This window comes from Bacillus cereus group sp. BcHK124, assembly GCF_027712065.1.
In the GTDB taxonomy this organism is placed as follows: domain Bacteria; phylum Bacillota; class Bacilli; order Bacillales; family Bacillaceae_G; genus Bacillus_A; species Bacillus_A pacificus.
In genome coordinates, this window is sequence record NZ_JAQFPJ010000010.1 from 116,617 (window position 1) to 141,427 (window position 24,811).

Sequence of the window (24,811 nt, forward strand, 5' to 3'; positions counted from 1 at the left end):
ATACAAAAAACCTTACTTTTTAAAAGTAAGGTTTTTTACACATGAATTTTATTAAACCGATTTTAATAAAGAATAAAAATTCGTATCATATGGAATGTCATCTTGATACATATAATTTTTTAGAACGCCTTCTTTTTCAAATCCTAATTTTAATAGCACTTTATTGGAAGCTTCATTTTCAAGAAAGACAATTGCTCCGATCCGTTTTAAATGAAGTGTGTGGAAACCGTATGATATAACCTCAGAAACAGCTTCCGTCGCATATCCTTTTCCCCAGTGTTCAGGGAGAAAGGCATAACTTATATTGGCCCGTTTATGCTCAGAAGACCAATCGTGAAAACCAATTGTTCCAATGAGTTCTTTCTTGTTTTTTAATTCGATTCCCCATTTTATACCACTTCTTGCATTGTAACTCAACTTAAAGTTATGAATGATTTGTTTTACTTGATCAATATCCTGTAATGGTTTTTGCCCATAATAGCGCAGTACGTCAGTATTAGAAAAGCATTGTAGTATACCCGGTGCATCTTCTTCGGTAAGTTCTCTTAAAATGAGCCGATCGGTTTTCAATATAGGAAACATGCTTTCACTCCATTTCTTCTGAAACTAGAATGTGTTGTTATTATATAATGTAATCTGAAAAAAAAGATTATTCAAGAGGGAGGTATGGTTTCGATTTATGATAAAATTGATTGTGGAATATATTTCAAAAAGAGGTTTGTATATGGAGAAAAATTCAATTTTAATTGTAGATGATGATCAAGATATTGTTAGATTTATGAACGTGAATTTAATGCAAGAAGGTTTTAAAGTTTTTAGTGCTCATAACGGAGAAGAGGCTTTAGAAATAATAAATAAAAATAACATTCAACTTGCTATTTTGGATATTATGATGCCACAAATGGATGGGATAGAATTGTGCAGAAGGATTAGAGAGAAACATAGTTTACCAATTATGTTTTTAAGTGCAAAATCATCGGATGTAGATAAAGTAATTGGATTTAGTACTGGGGCAGATGATTATATAGTGAAGCCGTTTAGTACAATTGAATTTATAGCGAGAGTGAAAGCTCAATTAAGAAGGTATACATATTTCAATCAAAATGCTGTCCAAGTAATAAAAAAGAAAATAAACATTAGAGGTTTAGAAATAGATGAAGTGTCTAGAACAGTAATGTTATATGGAGAAACAATCAATCTTACGAAAACGGAATATGATATTTTGTATTTAATGGCAGCTGCAAAGAATCGTGTATTTACTATTGAAGAAATATATGAGAGCGTTTGGAAAGAAAGAGCCTATGAAAGCAATAATACAGTAATGGTTCATATCGCAAGGTTAAGAAATAAAATTGAAGAGGATCCAAAAGAACCGAAGTTTATTCAAAATGTTTGGGGAGTCGGATATAAAATTGAAGATTAAATCATTACAAGGCATTAGAGCTAAGTTTTTTACCGCATTCATATGTAGCATCTTGTTAGCAACTGTAAGTATAATAGTGTTTCAAATTTTAATTGGAAATATATATAGTCATGTTACTGCATTAGAGGAAAAATATTCATTTTTATATTTTATAGTTTTTTTAATTTTTACTACGACATACTTTGCATGTATGACAAAAACAATGATGAAACGATTGTCTGAAATTAATAAGAACGTGAAGGAAATAAGGAATGGTAATTTTGAAGTATATATACCTATTTCAAAAAATGACGAGATTGGTGAATTAGCAGCGAATGTTAATAGAATGGCTAAAAGTTTAAAAGAGTCTATTGAGAATGAAAAAAAATCACAGGAAATGAAAAATGAAATGATTAGTAATATTTCGCATGACTTACGAACACCTGTAACATCTTTAATCGGTTATGCGGACTTGTTAGGAAATAAGTTGCATTCAAATGGAGAAGAATGTGAACAGTATGTAAGCATATTAAAGCGAAAAAGTTATGAATTAAAAAATCAAGTAGATGATTTGTTAGAATACTGTCAAATAAATTATAGAGAGATTGAATTACATAAAAGTGTAGTAAATATGAAAGCGTTAATGGAACAAATTATGATTGATTTTGTGCCACAATTAGATGATGCTGATATGAGCCTTTGTATTAAGGGGGATAAAGAGTTACATGTGGAAATGGATGTAGCACTTATGGTGAGGTTATTCGAAAATGTAATTAGTAATAGTATTATGTACGGGAAAGACGGAAAGGAGATTGTAATTCAAGTTTCTAAAAGAGACATGAATGTTGAAATAGAAATTAAAAATTTTGGACAATGTATTCCAGATGAGAACCTTCCTTACGTTTTTGAGAAGTTTTATCGTGGTGAAAAATCACGTAGCTCCCATACAGGTGGAAAAGGAATGGGACTTGCAATTGCGAGAAGTATAGCAGAGCTTCATAAAGGGGATATCACTGTGCGCAGTAACGAGAAAGAAACTGTTTTCACTATCGCTTTACCGCAGCATAAAAAATTGTAAAAAAGTCGTAAGTATTTCTTTTATATGTCGTAATTTTTAATTCGTATCATGTAGAACAAAGATATGAGAGTAGGGATACGACATGTGGAAGAAATATGTATTAGTAATTTTAGTTGCTTTTGTACTTACAAGTTGGAGTATAGTTTATTTAGCTAAAGGTGTTATATCAGTCATTGGGTGGTGGAGTATACAAGCCTTTAGCATAGTATCACTCTTTATTTTAATAGGGGTAACGTTACTAATTGTGTGGAAAGGAATTTTCAGACAACGAATAGATGGAGCGCTACTCTTCATCGTTATTTTCTCTATCATTGGAGCTTGGCCTTTAGGATGGTTTGCGAACATTGGTAGACTTGCTTACCCGGCAGATGTACATTCTACGAGCCCTAAAGTAGTCGTGCGCTTTCCTTTGAATGAACGAGCATTAATTGGCTGGGGTGGTGATCGTTTAGAATCGAACTATCACGTTATCAAACCGAATGAACGATGGGCATATGATATTCTCATTCCACCTGCTGAAGTGAAAAGTAGTAAGTTAGAGGATTACGGAATATATGGAGCGAAAGTAATGGCACCAGCTTCTGGGACGGTTGTATCAATTAATAATAATGAACAAGATTTAGTTCCTGGATCGGATGATTTTCAATCAATGGCGGGTAATCATATTTATTTACGACTAGATGAATCAGGGACATATTTAATTCTTGCCCATTTAAAGCAAGGGTCCATTAAAGTTAAAGAAGGACAACATGTAAATGAAGGAGAATTTCTTGCTCAGGTCGGTAACTCAGGAAGTTCAAGTGAGCCACATTTACATATTCATCATCAAAGGCAGGATCCATCCAAGGTAAGCATATTTCTTTCGGAAGGATTACCACTTTACTTTCGAACTGAGAAGGGTGTGATAATGCCGGAAAAAGGAGAATATATAAAAAGACATTAGGGGGAAACGCTGATGTGGGAGAAATATTATATCGAAACTGATAGAGGGAAATTTGAGTATTTTCAAAAGGGAGAAGGAAAACCACTTTGTGTAACACATTTATACAGTGAGTTTAATAGTAATGGTAATTTATTTGCTTCTGCATTTACGAATCATTACACAGTGTATCTTATAAACTTAAGAGGATGCGGAAATTCTACACATGACACCACTAAATATAATTTGGGAATGGTAGATGCAGTACGTGATTTAGAAGCGATACGTGAGGCGTTGAATTTTAAAGATTGGACATATGCAGGTCATTCAACAGGTGGAATGCTAGCTTTACAATATGCGATAATGTGTCCAGAGAGGCTTGTAAAAATTATAGCTGGCGGATTATGTGCATCAGCTGAGTATATGAATCACAAAAATAGTATTTATTGTAGAGATAATGATCAAAATGCTCGTTTAAGAGAAATATTTGCAGTGCTCAGGGACGTAGCTTCTACAATTGATGAGAGGCGTGCCGTAAATAAAGAGTGGACAATGATGTCTTTATATAATGAATCAGCGTATGATGAAATGATTGCTAGACCGAACAGCGGTAAAACAGTATCAAAGCGCCTTGATTATTTTTCTTATAAGGAGTTACCTACATTTGATTTACGTTTACAATTAGAGAATGTAAATATACCAGCCCATATTTACGCTGGAATTTATGATGCACAGTGTCCGCATGAATTTGCAGTGGAAGTAGCGGAGCTTATGCCAAATGCGATAATGTCGACATTTGAATACAGTAATCATTTTCCATTTATTGAGGAGGAAGAAGAGTTTATAAAATTTGTTGAAAGCACGGTCTGTCATGTAAATGGATGATGAAAATCTATAATTTAAAAAGAAGAAGGCTGTCTTCAACACAAATTTGAGACAGCCTTCTTCTTTCATTATCCTACAAACGTTTGATACAGTAAGAAAATATTTAAAATGATAACAAGTACAGCAATGATCCAAGCGATAAAGGTAGTTATGCGGTGATTAACGAGTGCACCCATAATTTTTTTATTACTTGTAAACATAATAAGTGGTACTAATGCAAAGGCAATACCGAATGATAAGACAACTTGACTCATGACTAGAGCGTAAGTTGGATTTACGCCTAAAGCGATAATCACTAGTGGTGGAATCATTGTAATAAATCGGCGTAAGTATAACGGAATATGCATTCGAATGAAACCTTGCATAATAATATCACCTGACATTGTACCGACAGAAGAGCTAGATAGTCCTGCTGATAAGAGCCCAATTCCAAATAAAGCAGCTGATACAGGGCCCACTAAAGTACTGAACTGGTTAAAAGCAACATCAAGATCTTCGACATGCAAGCCGTTTTTAAAGAATAGTGCAGCAGCAACAATTAACATACTTGCATTAATTGCTCCAGCGATAACCATTGCAATAATGATATCAATAAACTCGAAGCGGAAAATCTTTTTCTTTTGTTCATCATTTGTTCCGATTACGCGGCGTTGCGTTAAGGCGGAATGTAAATAGATTGCGTGCGGCATAACTGTCGCCCCTAAAATTCCGGCTGCAAGTAATATACTGTCTACACCTTGGAATTTTGGAATAAATAGTCCTGAAAGCAAAGGGCTTAATTCCGGTTTTGCATAAAAGACTTGTACACCGAAAGCGATAACAACGATAAAAATCATTCCTGTTATAATAGCTTCTAATGGACGGAAGCCTCTGCGTTGAAATTCAAGAATAATAAATGATCCAGCAGCTGTAATTAAAGCAGCTGGTAACATTGGAATTCCAAATAATAAATACAATCCGAGTGCTGCCCCGATAAATTCAGCTAAATCAGTAGCCATAATAACGAGTTCACCTTGTATCCATAAGCCGATGGAAACAGGTTTTGGGAAGTTTTCTCGAGCAATTTCAGGAAGGTTTCTACCTGTAGCGATTCCTAATTTAGCTGATAAAGTTTGGATTAATACAGCCATTAAATTAGAAGCGAGAATTACCCAGAGTAATAAATATCCATATTGTGATCCAGCGGCAATATTTGTCGCGAAATTGCCAGGGTCAATATAAGCGACTGAAGCGATGAAAGCAGGACCTAAGAATGGTAATAGTCTTTTTAAGCCTTTCGTTTGTCCGCTTAATGCTAAATGCGCTGATTGAACAGTTGTACTTTGAGAAGGGACATGTTCATCTTTTGATATATCTTTATTCATAGTAGTTTTCCCCTTTGGTATGTTAACTTGATGAAATTATTGTAAGTATTCTTATTCTTTATTTCAATACATTTAAATGTACTAGGTTATATTTTTTATTTGAACATAAATGTTTCCTTAGTGCAAATTATATGCCTTAATACAATGAATGGTGTGGTGTTATTAAAAATTGGGAGTTTATGGTGTGATGACGTGGGGAAACATAATGAATTAAAGGGCTGTTTTTGAAATTTATGTGAACATAAAGCCGATAATACAGCATATTAATTGATGGAATTGCATTTGTATGATATATAATATATTGGGATTACAACATAACCATAGTGTTTTGGTGTGTAATCTTGTTTTTTATTTTTGTTAACTGATAGAAAATAGTATAAAGAGAAGAAAATGGGATTCATTTTCTTATTATATATGTTTTGATATGAACGTTAACTTATACATGATTTTAAAAATTAGATAGGTGGTAGAAATACATTGGCAACTACAAAACCATACAGAGTATTACTATATTACATGTACACAACAATTGAAAACCCAGAAGAATTCGCGGCAGAGCATTTAGCATTTTGTAATTCACTTGAATTAAAAGGTAGAATTCTTGTAGCAAAAGAAGGTATTAACGGAACTTGTTCTGGTACTGTAGAACAAACAGAGAAATACATGGAAGCTATGAACAACGATCCACGTTTTGACGGTATCGTATTTAAAATAGATGAAGCTGATGGTCATGCATTTAAGAAAATGCACGTGCGTCCTCGTCCAGAATTAGTTACACTTCGTCTAGAAGATGACATTAACCCACACGAAATCACTGGTAAGTATTTAGAGCCAAAAGATTTTTATGAAGCAATGAAACAAGAAGATACAGTTATCATTGATGCACGAAATGATTATGAATTTGATTTAGGTCACTTCAAAGGTGCGATTAAACCTGATATCGAATCATTCCGTGAATTACCAGATTGGATTCGTGAAAATAAAGAAGTACTTGAAGGTAAAAAGATTTTAACGTACTGTACAGGCGGAATTCGTTGCGAGAAGTTTTCTGGTTGGTTAGTTCGTGAAGGTTATGAAGATGTAAGTCAGCTTCACGGCGGTATTGTAACGTACGGAAAAGACCCAGAAGTACAAGGTGAGCTTTGGGATGGACAATGTTACGTGTTCGATGAGCGTATCGCTGTACCAGTAAACCAAAAAGAACATGTTATCGTTGGTAAAGACTACTTTACAGGTGAACCTTGTGAGCGCTATGTAAATTGTGCCAATCCAGAATGTAACAAGAAAATTTTATGTTCTGAAGAAAACGAAGCGAAATATTTACGTGCATGTTCTCACGAATGCCGTGTAAGCCCACGTAATCGCTACGTAATACAACATGAATTAACGGAAGAACAAGTAGCTGCTGCATTAGAGAAAATCGAAGCAGGGAAGTAAGAGGAATTCGTGTAATAAAAAAGGGTACTCCAAACTGTATGTTGGAATACCCTTTTTATATTGTCCGGTTCAGCCTTTTGTCGGTTTCTGTCGGTAAGTCGATATATCTGGAAAATCGCCGATATATTTTGAGTTGCGCTGATATATTTAAAAAATCGCTGATATATTTCGAGATGCGCCGATATATCCGAAAAATCGCTGATAAAAATTTCAATTACTGTAGCGTACCACATACTTCAATGTAAAAATAATCTTCTTTATTTCGAATCATCTTTCTCTCTCACAGCAGAAAGTACAGTTTGTTTAACCCATGCTTTTCTTCGTTTATGTTGTAGACCCCATTGGTATAAACTTTGCGCACCTAAAATAAGTGAAATGACGATGCCGCTAATTGCTATTAAAAGCGCGAAAAATTCAAGTGGCGACGATATTTTGTTTGAATCGGTGTTTCTTAATAGGTCAATCATAGTAAACCCTAACATTTGGCCCACAACAGAGTAAAGCGTTAAAATTAATAATAAAAGACTATCCTTTTTAGAAGCGATATTTTCTTGATATTTAAACAAACTATCAAGATTTTGTTTTGCATTCGAGTATAAAACCTCGATGTTAAAAAGCTTTCTTAAGCGAAAGAAAATATCTTCACTCTGTGATTGGGATACGAGCTCTAAAGAAAAGTAATTCGCAGTAAATGAATTGATTGAATAAATTAATTTCTCGATTTCATTTGTATCTTTTTCAATGTTTAGTTCAGCATAAGCGTTTGCCATTTTTAACAAAACAATTTTATGAAATAGATTTAATAATAAAGCGTAATAAAACTCCCCATACATTTGACTCGCAAGCTTAGTAAATTCGTGTTCCCCCTCATTTGTTACACAGGTGAATATATGTTCTTCCATTATGAAATAGCGATTTGGAGCCCACCTCTGGTAAGCGTGTTGTTTTAAATAATCATGAATATAAGGAAGATTATTTGCACTTACATAAGCCTTGCCGTTACTTGTTAACCCAGAAAGGCTGGAAGTACGATAAACATCCACTTCGGTAAGCTCCATATCTGCTTTTATACATAGTAAAGTTTGAACGTACATTCTTTGATCTTCAAAGAAAGGAAAGGTTTGAAAGTAAGAACTTCTTAATCTCTTCTTCTCAAAGAAATCTGTTACGCCATGAAATAAATAACCAAAAATGAATCTTTCTACTTGGGAATATTTTTTTCCATTACATTCAATGCAAATCGTTTCATTTGTATCATTTTTAGTTTCAAGTACACGGAAGCGGGCGGCGAATTCAATTGCTTCTGATAATGTCATGTTTGGAGCGGTCTCTACTTCTGTCCGAATTGTTAAGAAGCCAAGCTCATAAGGACAAAGTGTTACGTCAATAGAATGAATCTTAAATGGAACGGAAATAAGATTTGTTGTTAAATGTCCAGTTAAATTAAGGTCTTTAGAATAGCGCTGCAACCCCTTTTGATGTTCTGAATGAGGAAATAAAATTTTATTTGTAAATGAAAGATAGTATGCTTCCATATTTTGATGTGAAACTTGAAACTTTCCATAGTATGTATTTTCATTTTCAAGATGATCGAGTCGAAAAGGGCGAAAGTCATTTTTCTGTAAGAAAGGGAACATATTTTGTTCATACCCAGTTTTAAAAGAAAACGGGAATATAAATTGAAATATAGCTGTTGTTACATCTTTTTCTTCAATTGTTTGTATTGCCTCCATTTACATTGTTTCCTTTCCATATATGCTATAAAAACAACATGCCCAAATTTATTTGAAAATAACCACTGTTTTATACTTGATTAAGAATGAAAATTCAGCTTATTTAGTAGGGGACATGTATAATGTTATGTATACTAAAAGTTATAAATTGATATTTTGAAAAGGGGGATGTTGTATGCGGATTTTAGTATTAGGAGCTGGCGGCGTTGGAGGATTTTTTGGGGGACGCTTAGTAGAAAAGAGAGAAGAGGTTACGTTTCTTGTTCGCAGTAAAAGGAAAAAACAATTGGAGGAAAGAGGACTTGTAATCCGCAGTGTTAACGGGGATTTTTCCTTCCAACCGAAATTAATAACGAAAGAAGATCGAACTGCTCCATTTGATGTCATTTTATTTTCAACAAAAGCGTATCACTTAAACGAGGCAATTCAAGATGTGAAGCCTTTTGTAGGTGAAAACACTGTGATTATTCCATTGTTAAATGGTATCGCTCATGTATCACTATTACAAAAGGAATTCGGTGAGGAAAAAGTAATTGGCGGTTTATGCTTTATCGAGACGACTTTAAACGATCAAGGAGAAATTGTACAAACTAGCGCTGCCAACAGACTTGTGTTTGGAGAAATGAAGTCTCAAGATTCAGAGAGAATAAAGCATATTTCTAAAGCATTTGCAGGTACGAAATCTAGTTTTATTTTAAGTGAAAACATTATGCAAGATATGTGGCATAAATATTTATTTATTACTGTAATGTCGGGTGTGACGACATTAATGCGGGCACCGATAGGACCGATTCGTGAAAGCGAAGGTGGACGCGATTTTATCCAAAACTTATTTGAAGAATGTATGCAAATTATGAGATGTATAGGAGCGCCAATTAAAGATAATATTGTCCAAGAACATATGAAAACAATTGATAAAATTTCGTATAATATGAAGTCATCGATGCAGCGTGATATGGAAAAAGGTTCGTTCATTGAAGGTGAGCACTTACAAGGATACTTACTAGATGCAGCAGAACAATTTTCTATAGAAGCACCATTATTGGGTGCGGTATATCAAAATTTAAAGGTGTATGAAGAAATGACCTTTAACAAATCAGCAATAGAATTGGATGTATGAAAAAATAAAAAAGAAAGCAATATATAAGTGTATTGCTTTCTTTTTTATGACAAATCATTTATTTCTTTTTGTTCTATCGGTCAAATTTATTTCCTGTTCACGTTTACCGTATAATTGATTAATTTCATTTGCTAATGCATCTAAATAGGAATCGGAAAAAATAGGCTTCTTTTCTTTAGACATATAGGTCTCCTTTATCGATTTTTTAGTATTCATTATGTATATTTACTGGCGGATTATGCGCAATCATTTTAATTTTTTCTTTTTCAAAATTTTTGTTTACATTTTGAAAATAAAGGAGTATTATAATCCACAGTTTCAATTTTCTAAATCGCTGAAACCGCATGGTACGGGGGACCCGTTCTTATGGATTAGTTCTTAATCTAATGGGGTGAATCCTTGAAAGAGGTAGGGCTACTCATAGGCCCGAATCCGACAGCTAACCTCGTAAGCGTTATATTGAGAAGGAAGGTGGAGCTTGTGCGACAAAAAAAATAATGTCTACAAGTCTATTTCGCTATGGCTTGTAGACATTTTTTGTTTTCTGAAGAAATAGTTTACTGGCTGTAACAAGCAGAATCGTTCGTACAAAATTATTGGAGAGTGGACAGCATTGGTTTCATCTATTAAAAGGTTTTTAATTGGAAGGCCCTTAAAATCAACTGAGTTAGGAGAGCAAAAGCTTAATAAAACGAAGGCGCTAGCCATTCTTTCTTCTGACGCATTGTCATCAGTTGCATATGGTCCAGAGCAAATATTAATTGCACTAGCAGGTGTTGGAGCGATAGCTTATTGGTATTCTATTCCGATAGCCATTGGGGTATTAGTATTATTGACAGCCCTTATTTTATCTTATCGTCAAATTATTTTTGCTTATCCGCATGGCGGGGGAGCGTATGTTGTATCAAAAGAAAATTTAGGGATGAATCCAGGCTTAATTGCTGGAGGATCTTTATTAGTTGACTATATTTTAACTGTTGCGGTAAGTGTGTCCGCTGGTACAGATGCAATTACGTCTGCGTTTCCTAGCTTACATGCACACAACGTAATTATTGCGGTTATATTTGTTATATTAATTACGATATTAAATTTAAGAGGAGTAACGGAATCAGCTTCCGTGCTAGCATATCCTGTTTATTTATTCGTCTTAGCACTATTTATTTTAATTGGTGTGGGCATATATAATATTTTAACTGGTCAAGTTTCACCTACTTTACATACGCCGATTGGAACACCAGTTGCAGGAATTAGTTTATTTTTATTACTAAGAGCATTTGCATCAGGTAGTTCTGCTTTAACAGGTGTTGAAGCAATTTCAAATGCAATTCCGAACTTTAAGGATCCTGGGCCAAACAATGCTGCAAAAACATTGCTTGCAATGGGTGCATTACTTGCTGTGTTATTTTCAGGAATTGTATTTTTAGCTTATTATTACGGAGTGACTCCGAGTAAAGAAGTAACAGTTGTTTCTCAAATTGCTGAACAAACATTTGGACGTAATTTTATGTACTATTTCATACAAGGTACAACAGCTTTAATATTAATTCTCGCTGCTAATACAGGCTATTCTGCATTTCCTTTATTAGCGGTTAACCTTGCAAAAGATAAATTCATACCGAGAATGTTTACGATTAGAGGAGATCGCCTAGGTTACTCAAATGGAATTATTATACTTGGAATCGCATCGATTATTTTAATTGTAGCTTTCCAAGGACAAACAGAGCATTTAATCCCGTTATATGCAGTAGGTGTATTTATTCCATTTACCCTTTCTCAAAGTGGTATGGTATTAAAATGGCTTCGTGAAAAACCGGAAGGATGGGCTTTACGATTAACGGTCAATTTAATTGGTGCAGTAATTAGTTTTATCGTAATGAGCATGTTCTTTTTAACTAAATTTGCACAAGTTTGGTCGATTCTTATTTTCTTACCAGTTATTATCTTCTTATTCCATCGAATTAAGAAGCATTATGATGCAGTGGGTGATCAATTAAGCTTAAAAACTTGCGAACCTCTTATTCCAATTGAGGGGAATGTAATTGTCGTTCCAGTAGCTGGTATGACGCATGTAGTAGAGAATTCATTAAACTATGCGAAGTCTCTTTCTGCAGATCAAGTTATTGCTGTATATGTTGCTTTTGACAGAGAAGAGGAAAAGAAATTTGAAGAGAAATGGAAGAAGTGGCAACCTGAAGTAAGACTTGTTACCTTACATTCTCATTATAGAAGCATTATTCAACCGCTAACGAAGTTTATTGATACAGTACAGTATAAAGCGAGTGAATCAAATTACCGAGTTACGGTCGTGATACCACAGTTCATACCGAAAAAAGGTTGGCATAACATTCTTCATAATCAGTCTAGTTTACTCATTCGCGCGTATTTACTTTATAAAAGAAATGTTGTTATTACGACAGTTCCATATCATTTGAAAAAGTAAGAAGATTTTTAAGGATAGCTTCATGAAAGTGAAGCTATCCTTTTTGTGTATATGCTATGCATAATTGCATATGAGTCCAAAAGATATATTAATATAATTTTAGCGTCTGTGAATAAGTAGGGTTTTTTGTTGTGGTATATGGATATTCCAATTGAAATAGTGAAGCGGATTATATTTTGAAATAAGGACATGAAAGCTTGGAAATAAAGGGGATGAAAATACTTCTTTACGTTATATAAATAGCTGTGTTTAAATGACCTTACAGTACAAAACTTATATGAAGACAAAACAAAATTTCATATTTTTCTACGTGGATTAATCTAAAATGAATAGTATTTTTGTGTAATATATTCACTGTACGAATACGGGAAATGAGCTGGAATAGAAAATTTATGCAATGTTATTCATACTAAACACATGTGAAATGTTTTATAACGATAAGTAAGTGCTGTAGCAATAAAAGTTGGGAGAGGTGGTTCGTACATGGATTGCGGTGAGAACGTTCTCTATTTTAACTATCTCAAATTATATGCAAGAAAATAGAATAATAAAAAGCGATAGTAATAGTTGCTAATACATAGGAGGAGTTAAAGTGAAAAAGACTTTAATTACAGGGTTATTGGTTACGGCAGTATCTACGAGTTGCTTCATTCCTGTAAGCGCTTACGCTAAGGAGGGGCAATCAGAAGTGAAAACAGTATATGTACAAAATGTAATTGCTCCAAATACATTATCTAATTCAATTAGAATGTTAGGATCACAGTCACCGCTTATACAAGCATATGGACTAGTTATTTTACAACAGCCAGACATTAAGGTAAACGCAATGAGTAGTTTAACGAATCATCAAAAGTTTGCAAAGGCAAATGTAAGAGAGTGGATTGATGAATATAATCCGAAGCTCATTGACTTAAATCAAGAGATGATGAGATATAGTACTAGATTTAATAGCTATTATAGTAAGCTCTATGAACTAGCAGGAAACATAAATGAAGATGAACAATCAAAAGCAGATTTTACAAATGCATATGGAAAACTGCAATTGCAAGTACAAAGCATCCAAGAGAGTATGGAGCAAGATTTATTAGAGTTAAACCGATTTAAAACGGTATTGGACAAAGATAGTAATAACTTATCAATTAAAGCTGATGAAGCGATAAAAACACTGCAAGGATCAAGTGGAGATATTGTGAAATTAAGAGAAGATATTAAAAGAATTCAAGGGGAAATTCAAGCTGAATTAACGACTATTTTGAATAGACCTCAAGAAATTATTAAAGGTTCTATTAATATCGGTAAACAAGTATTTACAATTACAAATCAAACTGCACAAACGAAAACAATTGATTTTGTTTCTATTGGTACTTTAAGTAATGAAATTGTGAATGCTGCCGATAGTCAAACGAGGGAAGCGGCTCTTCGTATTCAGCAAAAACAAAAAGAGCTCCTACCACTTATTCAAAAATTATCACAAACTGAAGCAGAGGCGACACAAATTACATTCGTTGAAGATCAAGTAAGTAGCTTTACAGAACTAATTGACCGTCAAATTACAACTTTAGAAACGTTATTAACGGATTGGAAAGTTTTAAACAACAATATGATCCAAATTCAAAAGAATGTTGAAGAAGGCACATATACAGATAGTAGTTTACTTCAAAAACATTTCAATCAAATTAAAAAAGTAAGTGATGAAATGAATAAGCAAACAAATCAATTTGAAGATTACGTTACAAACGTTGAAGTACATTAAAAATAAGTAACGATATAGGGAGAGAAGAAAAATGACAAAAAAACCTTATAAAGTAATGGCTCTATCAACACTTATGGCAGTATTTGCAGCAGGGAACATCATGCCAGCCCATACGTATGCAGCTGAAAGTACAGTGAAACAAGCTCCAGTTCATGCGGTAGCAAAAGCTTATAATGACTATGAGGAATACTCATTAGGACCAGAAGGCCTAAAAGATGCAATGGAAAGAACAGGTTCAAACGCTTTAGTAATGGATCTGTACGCATTAACAATTATCAAACAAGGTAATGTTAACTTTGGTAATGTATCGTCTGTTGATGCGGCTTTAAAAGGGAAAGTGATTCAGCACCAAGATACAGCTAGAGGAAATGCGAAGCAATGGTTAGATGTATTAAAACCACAGCTTATTTCAACGAATCAAAATATTATTAATTACAATACGAAATTCCAAAACTATTATGATACTTTAGTTGCTGCGGTTGATGCAAAAGATAAAGCGACGCTTACGAAAGGATTAACTAGATTATCAAGTAGTATTAATGAAAATAAAGCACAAGTAGACCAATTAGTAGAAGACTTGAAGAAATTTCGAAATAAAATGACGTCCGATACGCAAAACTTCAAAGGTGATGCAAATCAAATTACATCCATATTAGCTAGTCAAGATGCAGGAATCCCGCTTCTGCAAAATCAAATTACAACGTACAATGAAGCGATTAGTAAATATAATGCAATTATTATCGGCTCATCTGTTGCGACAGCTCTAGGACCAATTGCAATTATTGGTGGTGCAGTAGTTATTGCGACAGGTGCAGGAACGCCGTTAGGAGTCGCATTAATTGCAGGAGGCGCAGCGGCTGTGGGCGGTGGCACAGCTGGAATCGTATTAGCGAAGAAAGAGCTTGATAATGCACAAGCGGAAATTCAAAAAATAACTGGACAAATTACAACTGCTCAATTAGAGGTAGCAGGACTAACAAACATTAAAACACAAACGGAGTATTTAACAAATACAATTGATACTGCTATTACAGCGTTGCAAAACATTTCAAATCAATGGTATACAATGGGATCAAAATACAATTCTTTACTTCAAAATGTAGATTCAATTAGTCCGAACGACCTTGTTTTCATAAAAGAAGATTTAAACATTGCGAAAGATAGCTGGAAAAACATTAAAGACTATGCAGAAAAGATTTATGCTGAAGACATTAAAGTAGTAGACACAAAAAAAGCATAATCGAATACGACTCGTTAGAGCGTTACGTATTGATGAATGATTTGAAGCTCCTGTTCAGTTGTGAGCAGGAGCTTTTTATACCCTTATAAAGAAAATAGGTGAAAAGTATGCAGAAAAGATTTTATAAAAAATGTCTTTTAGCGTTAATGATCGCTGGGGTAGCAACGAGTAACGCATTTCCTTTACATCCTTTTGCAGCAGAACAAAATGTAAAGGTGTTACAAGAAAGTGCGAAAAATTATTCTCTAGGGCCAGCTGGATTCCAAGATGTTATGGCCCAAACGACGTCGAGCATATTCGCAATGGATTCATATGCAAAATTAATTCAAAATCAGCAAGAAACTGATTTGAGCAAAATAAGTTCGATTAATGGTGAATTTAAAGGGAATATGATTCAGCATCAAAGAGATGCAAAAATTAATGCGGCGTATTGGTTAAATAGTATGAAGCCTCAAATTATGAAAACGGATCAAAATATTATTAATTACAATAATACTTTTCAAGCGTATTATAATAGCATGTTAATAGCTATTGATCAAAAGGATAGTGTAAAATTAAAAGCGGATTTAGAAAAATTGTATGCCGATATTGTAAAGAACCAAAATGAGGTAGATGTATTATTAAGGGATTTGAAAGCTTTTCGTGATAGAATGGCGAAGGACACAAATAGTTTTAAAGAAGATACAAATCAATTAACAGCGATTTTAGCAAGTACGAATGCCGGTATTCCAGCTTTAGAACAACAAATCAATACATATAATGACTCAATCAAAAAGAGTAATGATATGGTCATTGCTGGTGGTGTACTTTGCGTAGCGTTAATAACATGTCTTGCTGGCGGACCAATGATTGCCATTGCGAAAAAAGATATCGCAAATGCAGAACGAGAAATCTCCAATTTAAAAGATAGAATTTCTGGCGCACAAGCAGAAGTTGCAATTTTAACTGATGTAAAAAATAAAACAACAAATATGACTGAAACGATTGATGCAGCAATTACAGCATTGCAAAACATATCAAATCAATGGTATACAGTAGGTGCAAAATATAATAATTTACTACAAAACGTAAAAGGAATTAGTCCGGAAGAGTTTACGTTTATAAAAGAAGATTTGAATACAGCGAAAGCTAGCTGGAAAGATGTAAAAGATTATACAGAAAAATTACATGAAGGCATGGCGAAATAACCAGTGGACTAGTTCCGCTGGTTATTTTTTATCACGTTTTTTGTAAGAGTTGAACTTGTAATTTTATATATAAGTTTTCATGTGTTTTATCAATGTGGCTATTGGATAATATGTAATGTTTTAATGAAAAAAGCTATACTGTAAGAAAAATTAAAAAATCGGAAAGGGAATACTAGAATATGGAAAATTATTTGTTATTTATCATTACAGCAATGTTAATCATAATCATGCCTGGTCCTGGTTTTGCACTAGTTACAAAAAATACTATCTCGTATGGTAAAAATGGTGGGATGAAGACTGTCTTAGGAACGATATCTGGAATGATGATTCATACAATAATGGCTACGCTAGGACTCTCTGCCATCCTAATGAAATTCTCTATGATATTTACATTAATAAAATATGTTGGGGCTTTTTATTTAATTTACTTAGCTGTAAAGTCAATTAAAAGTGCCTTTTCTAAAAAAGAGGACATGTTAGGTGGAATGGACATGAACTTTAAGGATACTGGAACGATTAAAAGTTTTAGACAAGGATTTACAACGGCAATCTTAAACCCAAAAACGGCTGTATTTTTCCTAAGCTTTCTCCCACAATTTATTATGAGTAATCAAAATCATTTCTTCCAATTTCTTTTGTTAGGACTCACATTTACGACTTTGACCGCAATATGGTATTTGCTTTATATCTCTCTAATACGCCAATTAAGAACTTTTTTAAGAAAAGAACGAGTGAACCGTACAATGGAGGGGATTACGGGCACAGTATTGTTAGTATTTGGAGTTGGGTTATTTTTCCAAAAATAAATATGTAGATGAAACGAAAAATAAAAAAGGTGGTTATTTCTTCTTTAAAATCTGCAACAGAACCAGGATTTCCCCTCAAAATATAAATTCCAAGGGGGAATCCGTTTTTTTATTTACTTATATACGTACAGCTGTACCACTTACAGCAACCATTAACATTCCATCACGAACAACTTCGTAATCTACGTCAATACCAACGATCGCGTTCGCACCTTTTTGTTTTGCAAGTTCTTTCATTTCATCCATTGCGATATCACGAGCTTCTTTTAGCTTGCTTTCATAAGAACCAGCACGACCACCGACAACATCACGAACAGAAGCGAATACATCGCGGACAATATTTGCACCCATAATGGCTTCACCATTTACAATATCGATATACTCAATAATTTCTTTACCTTGAATTCCAGACGTTGTTGTTACAATCATGACTGACACTCTCCTAATAAGTTGTAGTTTTAATTAGCTATCTTACGGCTTTCTTATGCCGTAGAAAAAGTGGTTGTGGTGCCAAAAATACTCGATAAAAACATAGAGTATTTTTGCATCAAAACCTGTAATTACATATGTCTTCCTATGACATATGCAATTGAATAAAAGCAATAGAATTATTTAACATATGTATCGCCATAACATATGCAAGGGATCTGTTAGAAATAAGATAAGCCGCAGTAAGTATAACCGCGCCAGGTAAATAAAGAGCATAATCCGAAAGTTGGTTCGTATGAAGGAATGTAAAAATTAGAATCGAAATGATAGATGCAATAGCAGTACCGATATAATTCGAAAGACGATTTAATAATACATGACGAAACACAAGTTCTTCAAGCAATGGAGCAAGAATACCAGATACTAGCAGTGTTAATATAAGAGGTGTCTCTGCGGCCTGTTTAAGGACCTCTTCTTGGTTCGCTGGCTGACCAAGTGCTAGAAAACGCATAACAGCCTGTTCTACACTTACCATAAATAAAACCACCAGAGGAACACTTACTATTTTCAAAATTGTCTTCTCTTTAAAATAAGCAAAACTCTCAATAATTTCTTTCCTAAAGAAAATGATTCCCACAATAGCAGGTATAGTCAAACAGATGGCACTAAGAACAAATTCTGATTCAACTATATTGCTGTTAGTTAAAAGTGATATCCCAAATAATATGAACAAGCCGATTTGAAATGGCATAAACAGTGTATAAATTATTAGCATAATAATTTCTTTTGTATTCGTTTTTATAAAGTTCACTTTATTACCTCCATAATTAAATTACTTAGAATTTTTGATTTTTCTTGCTGCATTAGGTTCTCCTTCTAAAATATATTTATATAAATACCAAACCGGACGGTTCGGTTCGAAAACTAATGATACTATAAGTTGCTAGTTTTTTAAACCCCTTTTATAAATTATTAATAAAATAAAAATGGTAAACTACAAATATATTTATATCTCAGTTGCTTATTTACAAGCAAATTTCAGTACTCATTCATTTTTGACAATTAGCTTTTTATAGAATGAAGTGATAAGGCTTTTAACCGCAAGGACTCCGGGAGATATCTTAATATACGAAGTGAAAGTGGGGTAGTTTAAACACTTTAGCTAAACATATTAATAAAAATTATATATAATAATCGTATGTCTATACGTTAAAATTAACTATATATTTTTATATCTCTACAATTTTAGGTGAAATTAGTTGTATAGCATGACTGAATTAAACAATTGGTCATGTTATTTTGACAGAAAATTCACTTATTTTATATAAATAATACAATTTGATTAACTTCTTTTCAAACTGTATTGTTTGAGGTTTCCATAAGATAGGGATTGATAAGATATTTCTGTTCCAAACGTATTTATACTTACAAAAAAATTAAGAAAATAGAGGGTAAACATTACCTAGAATATTAGGATCGTTTTCATTAGGAGGATTACAAAGCATGACTAAAGTTGATAAGGTAAAAGAAAAGATTATTGAAACATCTTTATATTTATTTAATACTAATGGGATAACTTACACATCCATCCAGGATATAATGACAGCTACTGAACTATCTAAAGGAGCTATTTATCGTAGATTCAAAAATAAAGAAGAAATTGTCCTTGCTGCCTACGACAAAAGTGGTGAGATTATGTGGGGGCATTTTCATAAAGCAATGGAAAATAAAAAGACGGCAATCGATAAAATCCTTGCCATTTTCCTTGTATATCAAGATGCAGCTAATAATCCCCCAATTGCTGGAGGCTGTCCATTGCTTAATAGCGCAATTGAAAGTACGGGAGTATTTCCAGAATTACAAAAAGCAGCAGCAAAAGGTTATGATGATACAGTAATGTTAATGGCCTCTCTCATAAAGGAAGGAATAGAGAAACAAGAATTTAAAGAAGATATACACATTATATCGCTCGCTTCTTTTCTTGCATCTTCAATGGAAGGAGCCATTATGGCAAGTCGCGTATCTAACGATAATATACACCATCAATATTTTATTGAACAAATAAAGCATCATCTTTTCACTTATTCTAAATAAGTGGGAACTTGCATTGTTTCCATCCAATTTTTATAGAATTAAATTGAATAAATCCCCCTCATAAAATGTATCTTCTGTTTATGAGGGGGATTTGAATAGCTTTTAGACGATTTTTCATGTTTCTTATTGGACTTTGTTATCGTTACTACAGAAAAAGAAAAAAATGAATTACATATAAATCGATTTACATGTTTCAAGTGTATCTATATTGAGTTTGTAAATCTACACAATAAGGTTTCCTTGTATAGAACAAATGTAATAGAAGTTCAGGTAGATAAAATTCGATAGTCGAAATTTCTTGCATAAAGCTGTATAATGCTTGTAACGAAAGGGAAATACAGGAAAGGATTTGTAATGAGTTACTATGGAAAAGGATAAACAACAATTAAGCGTTGAAGTTGCAAGATTATATTATCAATCAGATTATAGTCAGCAAGAAATTGCTAACAAATTAAATATTTCAAGACCAACGATTTCTAGATTGTTAAAGTACGCGAAAGAGAAAGGGTTTGTTCAAATTAGTATAGCTGATCCATTTGCGGATTTAGATAACGTCGGGAACTTACTGAAAGAAAAGTATAACTTATTAGAGGCACATGTCGTATTTTCTCCAGTTCCGGAATATGCAACGATTACAGAGTATATTAGTAAATATGCTGCTGAGTATATGGAAAAGACGGTTAAAAACGGTGATATCGTTGGTGTAAGCTGGGGAATGACGATGTATGAAATCGCTAGGAAAATTGTACCGCAACATGTAAAAGGTGTAGAAGTTGTCCAGCTAAAAGGTGGTATTAGTCATTCGAGTGTAAATACTTATGCGAATGAGACGATAGCATTATTTGCAGATGCTTTTCAAACGACGCCAAGAAATCTACCTCTCCCAGTTATATTTGATAATGCAGTGACAAAAGAATTAGTAGAGCAGGATCGACATATTCATCACATTATCGAAATGGGAAAACAAGCGAATATTGCAATTTTTACTGTAGGAACAGTGCGAGACGAAGCGCTATTATTCCGATTAGGTTATTTCGATAAGGATGAAACAAATTTACTCAAAAAACAATCGGTCGGTGACATTTGTTCACGTTTCTTTGATGGAGACGGAAATATTAGTAGCGAAGAAATTAATAAACGTACAATTGGAATTGAGCTAGAGGAACTGAAATTAAAGAAACGCTCTATTTTAGTTGCAGGTGGTAACAGAAAAATAAAAGCAATTGATGGTGCGTTACGTGGCGGATATGCAAATGTATTAATTATCGATCAGCATACAGCAAAAGAATTGTTGCATTATCAAAAAGGTTAAAAATAAAAGGCTTTCTCAAGATATTAATTTTGAGAAAGCCTTTTATTTTGTTATGTATGAATGATAGGAGTGTTTTTTGAATACAAATTGCCTTTTTAAAAATAATTATGGATATTGAGATACATACTATTATTGTTAATATAGAAGTTTTGATTTTACATATGAAGCGTTTCTTAGTTAGAATGTGCTTTATTTAATACAAGAAAATTTCTTTTAAAAGAATGAACAAAATTTCAAAAGTGTATTTACATTTGTTCAACTAAGAGTTAGAATGAAGTTGTTAAAAGATATGAGGAGTGAAGATAATGAACATTGCAAAGTTAATTGACCATACAATTTTAAAAGCTAATTCTACAAAAGAAGATGTTATGAAAGTAATCGAAGAAGCAAAGGAATATAAATTCGCTTCTGTTTGTGTTAACCCAACATGGGTAAAGCTAGCGGCTGATGAACTAGCTGGACATGATGTAGATGTTTGTACTGTAATCGGTTTCCCATTAGGAGCAAGCACGACTGAAACAAAGGCATTTGAAACAAAAGATGCTATCGCAAAAGGTGCAACTGAAGTTGATATGGTAATCAACGTAGGTGCTTTAAAAGATGGCGACAATGAGTTCGTTGAAAAAGACATTTATGAAGTAGTACAAGCAGCAAAAGGAAAAGCTCTTGTAAAAGTAATCATTGAAACTTGCCTATTAACAGAGGAAGAGAAAGTACGTGCTTGTGAATTATCAGTAAAAGCTGGTGCTGATTTCGTAAAAACTTCAACTGGATTCTCAACTGGTGGAGCAACTGCTGAAGATATCGCATTAATGCGCAAAACAGTAGGACCAAACGTTGGTGTAAAAGCATCTGGTGGCGTTCGTACACGTGAAGATGCAGACAAAATGGTAGCGGCTGGAGCTTCTCGCGTTGGAGCAAGTGCTAGTGTTGCAATCGTATTAAATGATGCAAAAGGTGCTACAGATAACTACTAATCATTAATGAAGTCAAAAGCAATAGATACACAAAGTAAAGTGTATCTATTGCTGTAATAATTTTAAAAAATGTAAGCGGATACGAATGGGAGGAGACGGCTTATGAAATACTTAATCGGTATTTTTGGCCTCGTATTGATTTTAGGTATCGCTTGGCTTGCTAGTAATGATAGAAAGAAAGTCAAATATCGCCCAATCATAACGATGGTTATATTACAATTCATTTTGGGGTTTTTATTATTAAATACAAGTGTAGGGAATATATTAATTAGCGGAATAGCAGATGGTTTTGGAGAGCTGTTAAAATATGCCGCTGACGGTGTGAATTTCGTATTTGGTGGATTAGTGAATCAAAAAGAGTTTTCGTTCTTTTTAAGTGTATTAATGCCAATCGTATTTATCTCAGCTTTAATCGGTATTTTGCAGCACATTAAAGTATTACCTATTATTGTGAAATCTATCGGTCTAGCATTAAGTAAAGTAAATGGAATGGGGAAACTAGAATCATATAATGCTGTTGCTTCTGCGATTTTAGGACAATCTGAAGTATTTATTTCAGTTAAGAAACAATTAGGGTTATTGCCAGAGAAAAGAATGTATACATTATGTGCATCAGCAATGTCTACCGTTTCTATGTCTATCGTTGGATCATATATGGTGTTATTAAAACCACAATATGTTGTAACCGCTTTGGTGCTTAACTTATTCGGCGGCTTCATCATTGCTTCTATCATTAACCCGTATGAAGTTACTGAGGAAGAAGATATGTTAGAAGTACAAGAAGAAGAGAAGAAGACCTTCTTTGAAGTATTAGGGGAATACATTATTGATGGATTTAAAGTTGCGATTACAGTAGCAGCTATGTTAATTGGTTTCGTAGCTCTTATCGCATTCATTAATGCCGTATTTAAAGGTGTAATAGGTATTTCATTCCAAGAAATTCTTGGTTATGTATTTGCACCATTTGCATTTATTATGGGTGTACCTTGGCATGAAGCAGTTAATGCTGGAAATATTATGGCAACAAAATTAGTATCAAATGAATTTGTCGCTATGACAGATTTAGCACAAGGAAACTTTAATTTCTCAGATAGAACGACAGCGATTATATCTGTATTCTTAGTTTCATTTGCAAACTTCTCCTCAATTGGAATTATTGCAGGGGCAGTTAAGAGCTTAAATGAAAAGCAAGGGAATGTAGTCGCAAGATTTGGCTTGAAATTACTTTTCGGCGCAACATTAGTAAGCTTCTTATCAGCAACAATCGTAGGATTATTATTTTAATAGATTCATATCATATAAAAAGGAATGGTGATTGTAATGAGAATGGTAGATATTATTGCGAAAAAACGTGACGGTAAAGAATTAACGACTGAAGAAATCAAATTCTTTATTAATGGATATACAGACGGAAGTATTCCTGATTATCAAGTGAGTGCACTTGCAATGGCAATCTTCTTTAAAGATATGACAGATCGCGAACGTGCAGATTTAACGATGGCGATGGTTGAGTCTGGTGAAACGATTGACTTATCAGCAATTGAAGGAATTAAAGTAGACAAACATTCAACTGGCGGTGTTGGTGATACAACAACTTTAGTATTAGGACCATTAGTTGCTGCTTTAGATGTACCAGTAGCAAAAATGTCTGGTCGTGGTTTAGGACATACAGGCGGAACAATTGATAAATTAGAAGCGGTAGAAGGATTCCACGTTGAAATTACAAAAGAACAATTTATTGATATTGTAAACCGTGACAAAGTAGCTGTTATTGGACAAACAGGAAACTTAACACCTGCAGATAAAAAGATTTATGCATTACGCGATGTAACCGGAACGGTTAACTCAATTCCTTTAATCGCAAGTTCAATTATGAGTAAAAAAATTGCAGCTGGTGCAGATGCAATCGTACTTGATGTAAAAACAGGTGCTGGCGCATTTATGAAAACAGAAGAAGATGCAAAAGAATTAGCACATGCAATGGTACGTATCGGAAATAATGTAGGACGTCAAACTATGGCTGTTATTTCAGATATGTCACAACCACTTGGTTTTGCAATTGGTAACGCTCTAGAAGTGAAAGAAGCGATTGATACGTTAAAAGGTGAAGGACCAGAAGATTTAACAGAATTAGTACTTGTATTAGGAAGTCAGATGGTTGTACTTGCGAAAAAAGCAAATACACTAGAAGAAGCGCGTGAAATGTTAATTGAAGTTATGAAAAACGGAAAAGCAACAGAGAAGTTTAAAGAGTTCTTAAGTAATCAAGGCGGAGATAGCTCAATTGTAGACAATCCAGAAAAAATGCCACAGGCGAAGTATGTAATTGATGTACCTGCAAAAACTTCAGGTGTTATTTCTAACATTGTTGCAGATGAAATTGGTATCGCAGCTATGCTACTTGGTGCTGGCCGTGCGACAAAAGAAGATGAAATCGATTTAGCAGTAGGATTAATGTTACGTAAAAAAGTTGGCGATGCAGTAAAAGAAGGCGAGCCATTCGTAACAATCTACGCAAACCGCGAAAATGTAGAAGATGTAAAAGCAAAAATTTATGAGAACATTTCTATTGCTGAAACAGCAGTGGCTCCTAAATTAGTGCATACAGTTATTACTGACTAATCATAATTACACT

22 protein-coding genes and 1 riboswitch are annotated in these 24,811 nt (G+C 33.7%); of the genes, 16 read left to right on the top strand and 6 right to left on the bottom strand.

Translation table 11 applies throughout. The features are described 5' to 3' along the window. Nucleotides 1–51: 51 nt before the first annotated feature. Nucleotides 52–582, bottom strand: coding sequence for a GNAT family N-acetyltransferase (locus PDK19_RS16670; RefSeq protein WP_000483967.1), 531 nt, complete (start codon nucleotides 580–582; stop codon nucleotides 52–54). A gap of 142 nt (nucleotides 583–724) precedes the next feature. Here PDK19_RS16670 and PDK19_RS16675 point away from each other — a divergent pair, with 142 nt between their 5' ends. The 4 genes from PDK19_RS16675 to PDK19_RS16690 all read left to right on the top strand — a co-directional run bounded on the left by PDK19_RS16675 (nucleotide 725) and on the right by PDK19_RS16690 (nucleotide 4,284). After that, nucleotides 725–1,423: a response regulator transcription factor gene (locus tag PDK19_RS16675; RefSeq protein ID WP_000414533.1), complete on the top strand. Its 699-nt coding sequence runs from the start codon at nucleotides 725–727 to the stop codon at nucleotides 1,421–1,423. Beyond that, on the top strand, nucleotides 1,413–2,480 hold the full coding sequence (locus tag PDK19_RS16680; RefSeq protein WP_000695285.1) for a sensor histidine kinase: 1,068 nt from the start codon (nucleotides 1,413–1,415) through the stop codon (nucleotides 2,478–2,480). The genes PDK19_RS16675 and PDK19_RS16680 overlap by 11 nt, the downstream gene beginning before the upstream one ends. An 82-nt stretch (nucleotides 2,481–2,562) precedes the next feature. Further along, a complete protein-coding gene (locus tag PDK19_RS16685) occupies nucleotides 2,563–3,423 on the top strand; it encodes a M23 family metallopeptidase (protein ID WP_000265708.1) in 861 nt (286 codons plus the stop codon). Nucleotides 3,424–3,435: 12 nt separating this feature from the next. Beyond that, nucleotides 3,436–4,284, top strand: coding sequence for an alpha/beta fold hydrolase (locus PDK19_RS16690; RefSeq protein ID WP_000263698.1), 849 nt, complete (start codon nucleotides 3,436–3,438; stop codon nucleotides 4,282–4,284). A gap of 68 nt (nucleotides 4,285–4,352) precedes the next feature. Here PDK19_RS16690 and PDK19_RS16695 read toward each other — a convergent pair whose 3' ends face one another. After that, nucleotides 4,353–5,648 (bottom strand): Nramp family divalent metal transporter, encoded by a 1,296-nt coding sequence (locus PDK19_RS16695; RefSeq protein WP_074614937.1) that lies wholly within the window; start codon nucleotides 5,646–5,648, stop codon nucleotides 4,353–4,355. A 477-nt stretch (nucleotides 5,649–6,125) separates the two neighbouring features. Between PDK19_RS16695 and trhO the strand changes: the two genes are divergently transcribed. Continuing rightward, a complete protein-coding gene (trhO, locus tag PDK19_RS16700; RefSeq protein ID WP_000246219.1) occupies nucleotides 6,126–7,085 on the top strand; it encodes an oxygen-dependent tRNA uridine(34) hydroxylase TrhO in 960 nt (319 codons plus the stop codon). Between the two features lie 257 nt (nucleotides 7,086–7,342). On the opposite strand, the gene PDK19_RS16705 is transcribed toward trhO, so the two are convergent. Next, on the bottom strand, nucleotides 7,343–8,818 hold the full coding sequence (locus tag PDK19_RS16705) for a hypothetical protein (protein WP_074614938.1): 1,476 nt from the start codon (nucleotides 8,816–8,818) through the stop codon (nucleotides 7,343–7,345). Between the two features lie 175 nt (nucleotides 8,819–8,993). Here PDK19_RS16705 and panE point away from each other — a divergent pair, with 175 nt between their 5' ends. After that, nucleotides 8,994–9,938, top strand: coding sequence for a 2-dehydropantoate 2-reductase (panE, locus tag PDK19_RS16710; protein WP_001221930.1), 945 nt, complete (start codon nucleotides 8,994–8,996; stop codon nucleotides 9,936–9,938). A 54-nt stretch (nucleotides 9,939–9,992) separates the two neighbouring features. On the opposite strand, the gene PDK19_RS16715 is transcribed toward panE, so the two are convergent. Next, a complete protein-coding gene (locus PDK19_RS16715) occupies nucleotides 9,993–10,121 on the bottom strand; it encodes a hypothetical protein (protein ID WP_000031869.1) in 129 nt (42 codons plus the stop codon). A 139-nt stretch (nucleotides 10,122–10,260) separates the two neighbouring features. Beyond that, nucleotides 10,261–10,407, top strand: a riboswitch (cyclic di-AMP (ydaO/yuaA leader). A 144-nt stretch (nucleotides 10,408–10,551) separates the two neighbouring features. On the opposite strand from PDK19_RS16715, the gene PDK19_RS16720 reads away from it, so the two are divergent. The 5 genes from PDK19_RS16720 (at nucleotide 10,552) to PDK19_RS16740 (ending at nucleotide 17,364) form a co-directional block, all read left to right on the top strand. Then, entirely contained in the window at nucleotides 10,552–12,378 is a 1,827-nt protein-coding gene (locus tag PDK19_RS16720; protein ID WP_000254875.1) for an APC family permease, read from the top strand. 592 nt (nucleotides 12,379–12,970) lie between these two features. Then, nucleotides 12,971–14,131 carry a non-hemolytic enterotoxin NHE subunit A gene (gene nheA / locus PDK19_RS16725; protein ID WP_049111384.1) on the top strand — a complete coding sequence of 387 codons (1,161 nt, stop codon included), beginning with the start codon at nucleotides 12,971–12,973 and terminating at the stop codon, nucleotides 14,129–14,131. A gap of 31 nt (nucleotides 14,132–14,162) precedes the next feature. Continuing rightward, complete coding sequence (gene nheB, locus PDK19_RS16730; protein ID WP_049111386.1) at nucleotides 14,163–15,371, top strand: non-hemolytic enterotoxin NHE subunit B; 1,209 nt, start codon at nucleotides 14,163–14,165, stop codon at nucleotides 15,369–15,371. A gap of 107 nt (nucleotides 15,372–15,478) precedes the next feature. After that, entirely contained in the window at nucleotides 15,479–16,558 is a 1,080-nt protein-coding gene (nheC, locus tag PDK19_RS16735; RefSeq protein WP_001171979.1) for a non-hemolytic enterotoxin NHE subunit C, read from the top strand. A gap of 179 nt (nucleotides 16,559–16,737) precedes the next feature. Next, nucleotides 16,738–17,364, top strand: coding sequence for a LysE family translocator (locus PDK19_RS16740; RefSeq protein ID WP_049111387.1), 627 nt, complete (start codon nucleotides 16,738–16,740; stop codon nucleotides 17,362–17,364). A 117-nt stretch (nucleotides 17,365–17,481) separates the two neighbouring features. Here PDK19_RS16740 and PDK19_RS16745 read toward each other — a convergent pair whose 3' ends face one another. Further along, on the bottom strand, nucleotides 17,482–17,793 hold the full coding sequence (locus PDK19_RS16745) for a heavy metal-binding domain-containing protein (RefSeq protein WP_000637515.1): 312 nt from the start codon (nucleotides 17,791–17,793) through the stop codon (nucleotides 17,482–17,484). Nucleotides 17,794–17,938: 145 nt separating this feature from the next. Beyond that, nucleotides 17,939–18,604 (bottom strand): CPBP family intramembrane glutamic endopeptidase, encoded by a 666-nt coding sequence (locus PDK19_RS16750; RefSeq protein WP_074614940.1) that lies wholly within the window; start codon nucleotides 18,602–18,604, stop codon nucleotides 17,939–17,941. Between the two features lie 692 nt (nucleotides 18,605–19,296). On the opposite strand from PDK19_RS16750, the gene PDK19_RS16755 reads away from it, so the two are divergent. The 5 genes from PDK19_RS16755 to PDK19_RS16775 all read left to right on the top strand — a co-directional run bounded on the left by PDK19_RS16755 (nucleotide 19,297) and on the right by PDK19_RS16775 (nucleotide 24,798). Continuing rightward, entirely contained in the window at nucleotides 19,297–19,887 is a 591-nt protein-coding gene (locus PDK19_RS16755; protein ID WP_000169653.1) for a TetR/AcrR family transcriptional regulator, read from the top strand. A 364-nt stretch (nucleotides 19,888–20,251) separates the two neighbouring features. After that, complete coding sequence (locus PDK19_RS16760) at nucleotides 20,252–21,199, top strand: sugar-binding transcriptional regulator (protein WP_000409781.1); 948 nt, start codon at nucleotides 20,252–20,254, stop codon at nucleotides 21,197–21,199. A 305-nt stretch (nucleotides 21,200–21,504) separates the two neighbouring features. Beyond that, nucleotides 21,505–22,176, top strand: a complete 672-nt coding sequence (gene deoC / locus PDK19_RS16765; RefSeq protein WP_049112298.1) for a deoxyribose-phosphate aldolase — start codon at nucleotides 21,505–21,507, stop codon at nucleotides 22,174–22,176. Nucleotides 22,177–22,278: 102 nt separating this feature from the next. After that, nucleotides 22,279–23,460: a NupC/NupG family nucleoside CNT transporter gene (locus tag PDK19_RS16770; protein WP_029440895.1), complete on the top strand. Its 1,182-nt coding sequence runs from the start codon at nucleotides 22,279–22,281 to the stop codon at nucleotides 23,458–23,460. A 36-nt stretch (nucleotides 23,461–23,496) separates the two neighbouring features. Next, a complete protein-coding gene (locus PDK19_RS16775; protein ID WP_001983022.1) occupies nucleotides 23,497–24,798 on the top strand; it encodes a pyrimidine-nucleoside phosphorylase in 1,302 nt (433 codons plus the stop codon). Nucleotides 24,799–24,811: the final 13 nt, after the last annotated feature.